This is a genomic window from Streptomyces sp. NPDC025793, assembly GCF_055558375.1.
Genome location: NZ_JBVHMR010000007.1, coordinates 56,859 through 68,735 on the forward strand (window position 1 = coordinate 56,859; position 11,877 = coordinate 68,735).

The following is an 11,877-nucleotide window of genomic DNA, read 5'->3' on the forward strand; positions in this document are numbered from 1 at the left end:
GATGAGGAGGCCCGGCGGGGACAGGGGGCAGGTGAGCATCGAGTTCCTCGGGATGACACCGCTGATCATTCTCACCCTGGTGCTCGTGTGGCAGGCCGTGCTCGTGGGGTACGCCTTCACGCTCGCGGGGAATGCTGCGGACGAGGGGGTGCGGGCGGGGACGGCGGCGCCGCGGGGGGAGCGGTACGGGGTGTGCCGGCAGGCGGCGCTGAAGCATCTGTCGGGGGCGTGGCGAGGGGGTGCCAGCGTGAGCGGTTGCGACCAGAGCGGCTATGTGACCGTGGACGTGGGCGTCAAGGTCCCGGTCCTCTTCCCCGGCTCCGTCGACTTCCCCCTCACCGTGCACGGGCACGCCGGTGCCGTGGAGGAGGTGAAGGACTGAGATGCCGTACCGCCGTCGCCTTCGTGGCCGGGACAGCGGCCAAGTGGCCATCGAATACCTGGGGTTCATCCCCGTCCTGCTGATCGTCGCGCTGGCCGGGATCCAGATCGGCGTCGTCGCCTACGCCGCCGAGCAGGCCGGTACGGCGGCCCGGGCCGGGGCGCGGGCCGCCTCCTTGCGCCAGGACGCCCAGCAGGCCTGCGCCGGAGCCGTCAGCAGCGGCATCACGGTGAGCTGCTCGTCCGGCTCCGGCGGCGACTCCGTGACCGTCACGGCCACCGTCCGCATCCCGAAGATCGTCTGGGACTTCGGCGACGCCACCAAGACCGCCACCATGCCCCTCGACCACTGACCCGGGAGAAGCGATTCCATGAGCCTGCGGGCACGCATCGGCACTCCGGAGGAGCACGGCAGCCGGGGCGAGGACGGACATCTGGTCGCCTCCTACCGGGCCAAGCTGCTGGAGGAGATCGACCTCGCGGAGATGAGCTCGCTCGCGGCGGCCGAACGCCGGGCGCGGCTGGAGCGCGTGCTCGGGCACATCATCAGCCGCGAGGGTCCGGTGCTGTCGACGGTCGAGCGCGCGCAGCTGATCCGCCGGGTGGTGGACGAGGCGCTCGGCCTCGGCATCCTGGAGCCGCTGCTGGAGGACGCGTCGATCACCGAGATCATGGTGAACGGCCCCGACGCGATCTTCGTCGAGCGCGGGGGCCGCGTCGAGCAGCTGCCGCTGCGCTTCGTCTCCGCCGACCAGCTGATGCAGACCATCGAGCGGATCGTCTCGACGGTGAACAGAAGGGTCGACGAGTCGAACCCGATGGTGGACGCCCGCCTCCCCTCCGGCGAGCGCGTCAACGTCATCATCCCGCCGCTGTCCCTGACCGGCCCGATCCTCACCATCCGCCGCTTCCCGCGCTCCTTCACCCTCCAGGAGCTGATCTCCTTCGGCTCGCTGGACGAGCACATGGTGTATCTGCTGGCCGGGCTGGTGCAGGCGAAGTTCAACATCATCGTCTCGGGCGCCACCGGCACCGGCAAGACGACCCTGCTCAACGCCCTCTCCGGACTCATCCCCTCCCACGAGCGCATCATCACCATCGAGGACTCCGCCGAACTCCAGCTCCAGCAGACCCATGTGGTCCGCCTGGAGTCCCGCCCGCCGAACGTCGAGGGCAAGGGCCACGTCACCATCCGCGACCTCGTCCGCAACTCCCTCCGTATGCGCCCCGACCGGATCGTGGTCGGCGAGGTCCGCGGCGGCGAGTCCCTCGACATGCTCCAGGCGATGTCCACCGGCCACGACGGCTCGCTCGCGACCGTGCACGCCAACAGCGCCGAGGACGCGCTGACCCGGCTCCAGACCCTCGCCTCCATGTCCGACGTCGAGGTCCCCTTCGCCGCGCTGCACGACCAGATCAACAGCGCCGTCGACGTCATCGTCCAGCTCACCCGGTTCGCCGACGGCGCCCGCCGCATCACCGAGATCGCCGTGCTCGACAGCCACGGCGGGGAGCCGTACCGGCTGGCGACGGTCGCCCGCTTCGACGCCCAGCCGATGACCCCGGACGGCCGCGTCCACGGCAGCTTCCAGTACTTCCCCCTCCCGCGCCGCACCGCCGACCGCCTCTACATGGCGAGCCAGCCCCTCCCGCAGGCCTTCGGCGTGGCCCACACGGCGGCCCAGCTCACCACCCGAGAAGCCAGGTAGGACCAGGACCATGGAACTGCACACCCTCGTCCAGCTCACCACCGGTGTGACGCTGCTGGCCTGCGCCCTGGCGGTGGCCGGGCTGCACGCCTACGCCGCGGGCCGGGCCCAGCGCGCCGCCCTCGTGGACCGGCTCACCCACGCGGGCCCGGAGTCGGCCGGCGGCCGCCGGCGCCGCTTCCGTGACGTGGACCGGCGACTGCGCCGCACCCGCTTCGGCCGCTGGCTGGAACGGCGGCTCGCCGCCACCGGACTGGACGTCACCCCGGGCGAGTTCTTCGTCTACATGCTCGCCGTGGTCGCCGCACTCTGGCTGATCGGCCAGGCGACCCTGGCCCCCTTCTTCGGCCCGCTGGCCGGCCTGCTCGGCATCGGCGCGGCCCTGCAGTTCCTCAACTGGCAGCGCCAGAAACGCATCGAGCGCTTCATCGGCCAACTCCCCGAACTGGCCCGCATCCTGGCCAACGCCACCCAGGCCGGCCTCGCCCTGCGCACCGCGATCGGCATGGCGGCGGAGGAGCTGGAGGCCCCGGCGGGCCAGGAACTGGCCAAGGTCTCCGACCAGTTGGCGATCGGCCAGTCCCTGGACGACGCGCTGGGCGAGCTGGCCGACCGGCTGCCGTCCCGTGAACTGGTCGTCCTGGTCACGACGTTGGTGCTGTCGAACCGGGCGGGCGGCCAGGTCGTGTCCGCCCTGCGGAACCTCACCGAAACCCTGGAAGAGCGCAAGGAGACGAGACGCGAGATCCGCACCCAGCTCTCCCAGGTGACCATGACCTCGTACGCCGTACCCGTCCTCGGCGTCGGCGCGCTGTTCCTGATGAACGGCGTCAAGGACGGCGCGCTGGACCGCATGACCGGCTCACCGGTCGGCCAGGCCTGCGTGGTCGTCGCCTTCGCGATGTACGCCGTCGGCTTCGTCCTCATCCGGCGCCTGAGCCGGATCGACGTGTGAGGGGGCGGACGATCCGATGGGGGGTCCGACAGTGAGCCCGATGGTGGGAATCCTGCTCGCGCTGCTGATGGGGCTCGGCGTCTGGGGCGTTTTCGCCGGCCTCCGCATGTACCGCGCGGACGCCAAGCTTCCCGGGGACCTCGCCGTCGCCCTGGAGGTCGGCGCCACCCGCACCGGTGCGGTCGGCTCGGTCATCGACCGCATGGGCATGCGCTACGCCCCCGCCGTGCTGCGCCTGATGGGCCCGCGCCTGGTCGCCAGGTACCGCCGAAAGATCGACCTCGCGGGCAACCCCGGCGGCCTGACCATAGACCGCTACGCGGCCCGGCGGGCGGTCTACGGCGCCCTCGGCCTCGTCGGCTTCGTGGTCTTCCTCCTGCGCGGCCAGTGGTTCGTCGCCGTACTGCTGCTGCTCTTCGGCGCGTTCTGGACGGAGGTCGGCATCTGGTCGGCGATCCGGGTCCGCAAGGACGTCATCGAGCGCACCCTGCCCGACTTCCTCGACGTGCTCGCGGTCGTGGTCAGCGCCGGACTCGGCTTCCGCCAGGCCCTGGACCGGGTGGCCTCCCACTACGAGGGCCCCTGGGCCGACGAACTGCGCATCACCCTGCGCCAGATGGACCTCGGCATGAGCCGCCGCCAGGCCTTCGCGGAGCTGCGGCGGCGCAACGACTCCGAGCAGGTGGCGATGTTCGTGACGGCACTCCAGCAGGGCGAGGAGCTGGGCGCGCCGATCGTCGACACGCTCGTCTCCCTGGCGAAGGACATGCGCCGCACCGACGCCCAGAACGCCCGCCGCAAGGCCGCCCGCGCGGTGCCGAAGGCCACGCTGATGATCACCACGTTCATGGTCCCGGCGACGATGCTCCTGCTGGGCGCCGGCCTGATCCTGGGCTCCGGCGTGGACTTCGGCTCGCTCACGGGGAAGTGAGACGGAGGTGACGGTGGCCGGCGTGACGGAGCGGAGTGGGGGACCTGCGGGCGAGTGGCCGGGTGCCGGTGGCTGGGCCGGGGGGCGGGTGAGGGCGGTCGGGGGGTGGCTGAGGGGTATCTGCGGCTGGTTCGGGGGGTGGGTCAGGGGGATTGGCCGCTCGTTCGGGGGGTGGCTGACGGGGGTCGGCGGCCGGTCCGGGGGGCGGTTGACCGGGGTCGGTCGCCGACGCGGGGGACGGCTGACCGGGATCGGTGGCTGGTTCCTGCGTCGGCCGAAGGCGGTGGCCGGTGCGACGGCCGAGGACGGGCCTGCGGTGCGGCGGGCCGAACCCTCCGAGAAGATCCAGGTCAGTGCGCTCCAGGCGATGTGCCGACAGGTCTTCGGGTTCCGGCTGGCGATGATCGCCCTGGCGGCACCGGCGGCCCTGCTCCACGCGGCCCCGGGGCTGGGCGTCCGCCTGGTCGGCGTGGCCGTGGTCGTCACCTTCATGGTGTCCTACGTCCTCTTCCGCGACTGGGAACGCTTCGGCCCCCTCCTGCTGCGCCACCCCAGCCTCCTCGCCGCCGACACCCTCCTCGGCTCCCTCCTCCTCGTCTCGGCCGGCCCGGACACGACCCTGGCCTACGTCAGCGTGTGCACCCCGCTGCTGGCCGGGCTGGTCTACAGCTGGCGGGGCGCGGCCTGCTTCGCCTCCCTCCAGGGCCTGATCCTGCTGCTGGTCCACGCCACGTTGAAGGCCGACCGGCACGCGCCGGTCGCCGAGGCCCTGCTCCTGCCCGGCCTGTGCGTCATCTCCGGCGCCATGGGCTCGACCCTGCGCGGCCTGATGCTCCGCTTCGGAGCCGCGACCCAGGCCCTGACGGCGACCCAGGCGCGCCTCGCGGCGGCGGAGGCGGTGAGCGCCGAGCGCGCCCGGCTGGCCCGCGAGATGCACGACTCCGTGGCCAAGACCCTGTACGGCGTGGCCCTGGCGGCCGACGGCCTGGCCGCCACCGCCTCGGCCGAGTCCCCCGACCCGGCCCGCATCAGGTCCGAGGCCGGCCTGGTGTCCCGTTCGGCGCGCAGGGCGGCGACGGAGTCGAGAGAGCTGCTGCGGGATCTGCGCCGGGAGGCGGCGCCGGAGGGCGGGCAAGCCGTGGCCGAGGCCCGGGACCGGACGCCGCTGTGGCCCGAACTGCGGTCGTACGTCCACGACTTCACGGCCCGCACGGGACTGCCGGTGACGTGCGCCCTCCCACCCCCGGACACCACACCCCTCGCCCTGCCCTCCCCCCAGGCCCGCCACCTGCTGTCCATCACGGCGGAGGCGCTGGAGAACGTCCACCGGCACGCGTCCGCGACCCACGTCGAGGTGCGGGCGGAGATCCACGGCGCTCTGCTGCGCCTGTCGGTCCTCGACGACGGCACCGGCCTGCCGCCGGACACGACCCTGGACCGGCTCCGCGCCTCGGGCCACTTCGGTCTGCTCGGCATGGTCGAGCGGGCGGCACAGACGGGCGCCCGGATCCGGATCGGCCGGGGCGACCGGGAACGGGGCACGGAGGTACGCGTGGAACTTCCCCTGCCGATCGTGGCCGGGCCCGAGAGGAGGCAACGATGAACCCCTTCCCATCGCGCACGGACGTCGCCCCGCCGCTGCGGCTGCTGGTGGCCGACGACAACCCCGTGGTCCGGGCGGGCCTGACGGCCCTGCTGTCCGGACGCGCGGACACCACGGTGGTGGCGGAGGCGACGGACGGCCGCGAGGCCTACGAGGCGGCGCTGCGGCACCGACCGGACGTCGTCCTCCTCGACGTCCGGATGCCGGGGATCGACGGAATCTCGGCATTGCCGCACCTGGTGCGGCTGGCCCCGGTCATGATGCTCACCTACAGCCACGAGACGGAGACGGTGCGAGAGGCGTTGCGGCTGGGGGCTGGGGGCTATCTGGTGCACGGCGAGTTCACCACGGAGCAGTTGGTGCGGGCCGTACGGGATGTGTACGAGGGCCGGCCGCATGTGACGCCGAGGGCGGCGAAGGCGTTGCTGGAAGGGATCCAGTCAAGTGCATCTGCACACACGGACCCTCAACTCCCCCCTATTTTAAGGGAAAGCTCAACCAAACCGCTTTCGCATATGCAACCCTCTATGGGACAGTCGTCCCGGTCCCGGTACCGGCTGAGTACGAGGGAGGCGGAGATCATGGACCTCATCGCGTCCGGCATGACCAACCAGCAGATCGCCGCCACCTGCTTCATCAGCGAGAAGACGGTCAAGAACCACATCAACCGCATCTTCGCCAAGCTCCAGACCGCCACCAGATCCCAGGCCGCGGCGAAGTGGCTGGGGGTGGCGTGACATGGGGGAGTGGGCCTGGAGTTGGGCCCAGGGGCCCTGTGACGACCACCGCGTCCGGCCGTACGGTGCCCGGGTCGGAGGCGAAGCTGGAGGGGAAAACCGTGAGCAAATGGTTCAACACCACCGTCGCGTACCTGCAGACCCGCGCCGCCCGCAGCGACCGGGGCCAGACCGCGGTGGAGTACCTCGGCATCATCGCGGTGGTCGTGGCGATCGTGCTGGCGATCACGGGTACGAGCATCGGGCAGACGATCTTCGATGCGATCCGGACCAAGATCGCCCAAGTCACCGGCGGCTGATCTCTCCGCGCAACGACGCAGGGCAGGCCTTCCCCATCTACATCACGGTGGTGGCGGGTCTGCTCTTTCTTGCTCTCGCCTACCTCGCGGTCGGCCAGGCCTCGGTGAACCGCAGCGACGCCCAGACAGCTGCCGATTCGGCGGCCCTCGCCGCCGCCCAGAACACACGTGACCAGCTCACGGGCGCGTGGGTGAAGGTCCTGCTGGACCCGACGAAGTGGCAGGACATCCTCGACGGCAGGGCGGGGATCGACGACCCCGGTGCCCCCTGCGGGCGGGCCGAGGCGCTCGCCGCGCGGAACGACGCCCGGCTGAGTGACTGTTTCTCTCCAGAACTGCTGAAGTACCGGGCCGATGTGGAGACGAACAAATCCGTCGGCCGGTCCGTCGTCCCCGGGACGGAGAACGTCAGGTCGACGGCGCATGCCATCGCCGAGATCGACCCCCTTTGCACGTTCAAGCTCCCCGGCGCGGGTGCCAAGGGCGCCGATCTGCCCGAACTCACCTGCAAGGACAAGGTCTGGCAGCCCAAACCGGACGATCCGGCGGGGCTTCCGAAGCCCGAAGACCTCTTCGACGTCCACCTGGCCGGCTGAGCCGACCGGACCGTGCGAGCCGACCGACAAGCGAACGATGAATGACGAAGGAAGCGGAGCGATGAGCATTCGGTTCACTGCGAAGGCCCGCAGGGGGATGGTCGCGTGGGCTCTCGCGGCCGGTCTGGCCGTCGGCGTGACGGGTTGTGGCGGCAGCGGCGGCGATGACGCCAAGAAGCCGCACAGCTCGTCGTCCGCCTCCAAGACGGGTGACTCCGGCCCGAGCCCCCAGGAGGGCCAGTCGGACCAGCCGCTCGCCGAACTGAGGGGTTCGGGCGGGCTGCTGCTCCAGATCACGTCCGCGCAACGAGATTCCGGTGGCTTCGTCACGGTGAACGGCAACCTGAAGAACGACGCGGCCAAGGAACTGCTCATCCCGGCCGCCCTCAGCGGCAACGAAACCGAGATCACCAAGAACGGCCCGTCCCTGGGCGGTGCCACCCTCGTCGACTCCAAGGGCAGGAAGCGCTACTACGTACTCCGCGACACGGAAGGCCGTCCGCTCACCACGACCGGCCTGGGCACGCTGCAAGGAGGCCAGTCCCTACCGGTGTTCATGCAATTTCCCTCGCCGCCCACGGACACCACCGCAGTGACCCTCCAGCTGCCGACGTTCACCTCCGCCAGCATCAAGATCTCCGGGTGAGGCACCAGTGACCCCCACCCGTCTCGCGCTCACCCTCACCGCCGCCACCACGCTGCTGCTCACCGCCACCCCGGCCCGGGCGGACGGCACCGGCCCCAGCCTGCCCCCCGACACCGCGCCCTCCGCCGCCGCCCCGGTGAAGATCGACCCCACCTCGCCGAACCTCAAGCTCCCCGAGGGCGCCACCCTGGCCGCGCCCAAGGTGCTGGACATCAAGTCGGTCGTGGAGGACCAGAGCGGGGACGAACGCCGCGAGGACACCAACGCGGACGTGACCTTCGCACTCCAGGCCGAGGTCCTGTTCAGCAAGGACAGCGCCAGGCTCAGCGACGACGCGAAGGCCCGGATCGCCACCATCGCCGACGAGATCAAGAAGCAGAACGCGACCCAGATCCGCGTCTTCGGCTTCACCGACAACCTCGGCTCCGCCGCCCACGGCGACGTCCTGTCCCGTCAGCGCGCCAACGCCGTCCAGGCCGTCCTGGGTCAGGACCTGAACGACCCGAACATCACCTTCGAGGTCCGCGGCTACGGCGAGCAGTACCCGATCGCCGACAACTCCACCGAGGAGGGCAGGAGGAAGAATCGCCGCGTCGAGGTGTCCTTCCCGCGCACCCAGAGCTAGGGGGTGTCGTTTGGATCATGCCGGCGTCGCGGGCCCTGGCACGCACTCCCCCAGAGGGGGCACCCCCAGCGGCGTTGCCGTCGGTCGCCGACTCCCCCACGCTCGGCTTCGCTCGCGCGGGAGGGGCCCCACGACCCCGCTCGGGTCGGCCGGCAGGCGCCGTTCCTCACTGCCGGCCTGATCCAAACGACACCCCCCAGCCCGGGCCGGTCTACCGGGGCTCCACGGTCACCCGCACCCCCGCCCGCACCCCCCACCCCGCCATCGCCCCCGCCTCCGCCTCCAGCACATGGCGGGACCGCAGGCGGGGGCGGCCCAGGCGGCCGGGGGGCATGGTGCGGACGGCGAGGACGGTCAGGCGGCGGTCCAGGTAGGCGACGTCGATCGGGATGCGCATCCCGAACGTGTGCACTCCGCTCGCAGGGGTCAGCAGCATCGCCCCCTCGACCGTGTCCCGGCCCAGCAGGCCCCTCGTCCGGGTCCGGTAGGAGGCGGCGATCTCCAGGGGGACGGACGTACCGGGCCCGGCGGCGTCCGCGTCCGCGCCCACGACCAGCCTGCCCCGCCCGTCCCGCCAGCGTCGTCGGCCCATCCGATCGCCCGTCCCTCCCGCTCAACACGCCTGATCCGTAAACACGTTGCCGTTCCTCTTCCTCCCCACTAGGAAGGCCGACATGACTGAACTCGGTGCCGTCTTCCGTCCCCAGCTTCCCCCCGAGCGGCTGCGGGCCGTCGTCCGGGCCGCCGACGCGGCGGGGCTCGAAGAGCTGTGGCTGTGGGAGGACTGTTTCCGGGAGGGCGGGATCTCGACCGCCGCCGCGGCGCTCGCCTGGAGCGAGCGGGTGCGCGTCGGGGTCGGACTGCTGCCCGTCCCGCTGCGCAACGCGGCCCTCACCGCGATGGAGGCCGCGTCCCTGCACCGCATGTTCCCCGGCCGCGCCACCCTCGTCGTCGGGCACGGCGTGCAGGAGTGGATGGGCCAGGTCGGTGCCCGCGCCGCCTCGCCGCTCACCCTTCTCGGCGAGCATCTCGACGCCCTGCGCGCGCTCCTCGCCGGCGAACGGCTCACCGTGCGGGGGCGGTACGTGTGCCTGGACGACGTCGCCCTCGACTGGCCGCCGAAGGAGGCGGTGCCCGTTCTCGCCGGCGCCACCGGGCCGCGTACCCTCCGCCTCTCCGGCGCCAGGGCCGACGGCACCGTCCTCACCGCCGCCACCCCGCCGGACGGCGTACGGCAGGCGCGGCGGCTCATCGAGGAGGGGCAGCGGGAGGCCGGGCGGTCCCGTGAACCGCACCGGATCGTCGCCTACCTGCTGACCGCCACGGGCGCGGACGCCGAGACCCGGCTGCGGGCCGAACTCGTCGCCGAGGGGCTGGAGTCGGTGCCCGGCCTCGGGGTCGCGGGGGACGCGGCCGACGTGGCCGATGCCGTACGGCGCCTCGCCGAGGCCGGTGCCGACACGGTCGTCCTCCAGCCGACCGGCGACGAACCCGACCCGGAGGGCTTCATCCGGTTCACCGCCGAGGAGGTCCGTCCCCTGGTACGGACCGCCCCCCGGCCATGACCGACACCACCCTCCCGCCCCCCTGGCGGCTCCCCTTCGCGCCGACCGCCGACGCGTCGTACGCCCTGGCCGGCCTGCACCCGCTCAGCCCGTCGTACCCCCGGCCGGCGGGTGGTCGCCGGTCGCGCCGTCGATCAGTTCCCGCAGGATGTCCATGTGCCCGGCGTGCCGCGCGGTCTCCTCGACCATGTGGACCAGCGTCCAGCGCAGGCTGACCGTGATGTCCCGCCAGGCCGGGCGGCCCTGGGCGTCCAGCGGCAGCTCCGTGATCATCGCGTCGGCGGCGGCGCGGGCCCGGCCGTAGAAGGCGGTGATCCGTTCCGTCGTCTCCTCGGGGGTGATCCGCATGTCGTCGTACGGGTCGAACCACAGCGGCTCGGCCCGTCCGCCGAACGTCTCCACGAACCAGCCGTACTCGACGGAGGCCAGATGCTTCACCAGGCCCAGCAGGTTGGTGCCGGTCGGTGTCATCGGCCGGCGCAGCCGCTCGTCGTCGAGGCACTCCAGCTTCCACAGCACCGCGTCCCGGTGCCGGTCCAGGCTCGCGTGCAGTGTCTGCTTCTCATCGGCGGAGTACGCCGGCGTACGGGTCGTCCCGGAGGTCGTCATGGGCGCGGAAATTACCAGGACCCGCCGACACCGGGCTGCGATCATGAGGGGCATGACCGCTGCGTCGGCGAACCGCTCCTTCGAGGATCTCGTGGCCGAGGGGGCCGCCGTGCCGACGGAGGGCTGGGACTTCTCGTGGTTCGAGGGGCGGGCCACCGAGGCGCGGCCCTCGTGGGGGTACGCCGTGCTGGCGGGGGAGCGGCTGGCCCGGGCGCGGGCGGCGCTGGACATCCAGACCGGCGGCGGTGAGGTGCTGGACTTCGCGCTGGGCCGCACCGAGTCGGCCCGGCCGGTGCTGGTCGCCGCGACCGAGGGCTGGCCGCCGAACGTCGCCAAGGCCACCGCGCTGCTGCGGCCGCGCGGTGTGGTGGTCGTCGCCGCCCCCGACGACGCCCCGCTGCCGTTCGCCGACGAGGCCTTCGACCTGGTGCTCAGCCGGCATCCGGTGCGGCCGTACTGGGACGAGATCGCGCGGGTGCTGAGCCCCGGCGGCACGTATCTCGCCCAGCACGTCGGGCCGGCCAGCGTCTTCGAACTCGTCGAGTACTTCCTCGGGCCGCTGCCCGCCGAGGTGCGCGCCGGCCGGGACCCCGAGCGCGAGCGGGCCGAGGCCGAGGCGGCCGGTCTGGACGTCGTCGGACTGCGCGCGCAGCGGCTGCGGATGGAGTTCCACGACATCGCCGCCGTCGTGCACTTCCTGCGCAAGGTGGTGTGGATGGTCCCCGACTTCACGGTGGCGGCGTACGAGCCCCAACTCCGCGCGCTGCACGAGCGGATCCAGCGGGAGGGCCCCTTCGTGGCACACAGCACCCGGCATCTTTTCGAGGCCCGCAAGCCGGTCCGCTGACGGTCGGGCCGGACAGGAGAAACGGGGTGGAAACGGGCACCGTTCACGTGGAGTTCGCCCGGGGTTTCCACATTGTTATGCGCTCGGGTTCACATCCGTCCCAGGTGTCACGTAAGTTCAGACCAAGGTAATTCGCGTGAGCAAAGAGGCGCGGCCGGTACCGCGCAGTGGAGGGGGCTGCGCGGTGCCGTGAGCCCGTCCGATCTCCGTGTGGCGCCGTGGCGGAACCGTCAAGCGGCCGTTAGCGCGCCGGTAGCCCATCGGGGGGATGTGCGGACAAGTCGCCGCAGAGTCCCCAAACTGGCCTAAAGCTTACGAACTCTTCCGAATACCTTCGTATCCGACCGGTTTCCCCTGTGATTCCACTGTGAACC

15 protein-coding genes are annotated in these 11,877 nt (G+C 71.9%); 13 read left to right on the plus strand and 2 right to left on the minus strand.

The features are described 5' to 3' along the window. Window position 1: 1 nt before the first annotated feature. The 11 genes from ACZ4MF_RS16070 to ACZ4MF_RS16120 all read left to right on the plus strand — a co-directional run bounded on the left by ACZ4MF_RS16070 (window position 2) and on the right by ACZ4MF_RS16120 (window position 8,482). Window positions 2-382 carry a TadE family protein gene (locus ACZ4MF_RS16070; protein WP_467492624.1) on the plus strand — a complete coding sequence of 127 codons (381 nt, stop codon included), beginning with the start codon at window positions 2-4 and terminating at the stop codon, window positions 380-382. 1 nt (window position 383) lies between these two features. Next, on the plus strand, window positions 384-734 hold the full coding sequence (locus ACZ4MF_RS16075) for a TadE/TadG family type IV pilus assembly protein (protein ID WP_356026374.1): 351 nt from the start codon (window positions 384-386) through the stop codon (window positions 732-734). Between the two features lie 18 nt (window positions 735-752). Further along, window positions 753-2,090 carry a CpaF family protein gene (locus tag ACZ4MF_RS16080; RefSeq protein WP_467492625.1) on the plus strand — a complete coding sequence of 446 codons (1,338 nt, stop codon included), beginning with the start codon at window positions 753-755 and terminating at the stop codon, window positions 2,088-2,090. 10 nt (window positions 2,091-2,100) lie between these two features. After that, window positions 2,101-3,045: a type II secretion system F family protein gene (locus ACZ4MF_RS16085; RefSeq protein ID WP_467492626.1), complete on the plus strand. Its 945-nt coding sequence runs from the start codon at window positions 2,101-2,103 to the stop codon at window positions 3,043-3,045. Between the two features lie 43 nt (window positions 3,046-3,088). Next, a complete protein-coding gene (locus ACZ4MF_RS16090; protein WP_467492824.1) occupies window positions 3,089-3,976 on the plus strand; it encodes a DUF5936 domain-containing protein in 888 nt (295 codons plus the stop codon). Between the two features lie 367 nt (window positions 3,977-4,343). After that, window positions 4,344-5,579, plus strand: a complete 1,236-nt coding sequence (locus ACZ4MF_RS16095; protein ID WP_467492825.1) for a sensor histidine kinase — start codon at window positions 4,344-4,346, stop codon at window positions 5,577-5,579. After that, window positions 5,576-6,316 (plus strand): response regulator, encoded by a 741-nt coding sequence (locus ACZ4MF_RS16100; RefSeq protein WP_467492627.1) that lies wholly within the window; start codon window positions 5,576-5,578, stop codon window positions 6,314-6,316. The genes ACZ4MF_RS16095 and ACZ4MF_RS16100 overlap by 4 nt, the downstream gene beginning before the upstream one ends. Before the next feature lie 101 nt (window positions 6,317-6,417). Next, a complete protein-coding gene (locus tag ACZ4MF_RS16105) occupies window positions 6,418-6,615 on the plus strand; it encodes a Flp family type IVb pilin (protein WP_071381377.1) in 198 nt (65 codons plus the stop codon). Then, window positions 6,615-7,211 (plus strand): pilus assembly protein TadG-related protein, encoded by a 597-nt coding sequence (locus ACZ4MF_RS16110; RefSeq protein WP_467492826.1) that lies wholly within the window; start codon window positions 6,615-6,617, stop codon window positions 7,209-7,211. The genes ACZ4MF_RS16105 and ACZ4MF_RS16110 overlap by 1 nt, the downstream gene beginning before the upstream one ends. A 61-nt stretch (window positions 7,212-7,272) precedes the next feature. Beyond that, window positions 7,273-7,857, plus strand: a complete 585-nt coding sequence (locus ACZ4MF_RS16115; RefSeq protein ID WP_467492628.1) for a hypothetical protein — start codon at window positions 7,273-7,275, stop codon at window positions 7,855-7,857. Window positions 7,858-7,864: 7 nt separating this feature from the next. Continuing rightward, on the plus strand, window positions 7,865-8,482 hold the full coding sequence (locus ACZ4MF_RS16120) for an OmpA family protein (RefSeq protein WP_467492629.1): 618 nt from the start codon (window positions 7,865-7,867) through the stop codon (window positions 8,480-8,482). Between the two features lie 211 nt (window positions 8,483-8,693). Here the strand turns inward: ACZ4MF_RS16120 and ACZ4MF_RS16125 are convergent, their stop codons facing one another. Continuing rightward, window positions 8,694-9,074 carry a DUF192 domain-containing protein gene (locus tag ACZ4MF_RS16125; RefSeq protein WP_467492630.1) on the minus strand — a complete coding sequence of 127 codons (381 nt, stop codon included), beginning with the start codon at window positions 9,072-9,074 and terminating at the stop codon, window positions 8,694-8,696. A gap of 46 nt (window positions 9,075-9,120) precedes the next feature. On the opposite strand from ACZ4MF_RS16125, the gene ACZ4MF_RS16130 reads away from it, so the two are divergent. Then, window positions 9,121-10,047, plus strand: coding sequence for an LLM class flavin-dependent oxidoreductase (locus tag ACZ4MF_RS16130; RefSeq protein ID WP_467492631.1), 927 nt, complete (start codon window positions 9,121-9,123; stop codon window positions 10,045-10,047). 84 nt (window positions 10,048-10,131) lie between these two features. On the opposite strand, the gene ACZ4MF_RS16135 is transcribed toward ACZ4MF_RS16130, so the two are convergent. Further along, window positions 10,132-10,656, minus strand: coding sequence for a DinB family protein (locus ACZ4MF_RS16135; RefSeq protein WP_467492632.1), 525 nt, complete (start codon window positions 10,654-10,656; stop codon window positions 10,132-10,134). Window positions 10,657-10,708: 52 nt separating this feature from the next. On the opposite strand from ACZ4MF_RS16135, the gene ACZ4MF_RS16140 reads away from it, so the two are divergent. Next, complete coding sequence (locus tag ACZ4MF_RS16140) at window positions 10,709-11,503, plus strand: methyltransferase domain-containing protein (protein WP_467492633.1); 795 nt, start codon at window positions 10,709-10,711, stop codon at window positions 11,501-11,503. Window positions 11,504-11,877 lie beyond the last annotated feature (374 nt).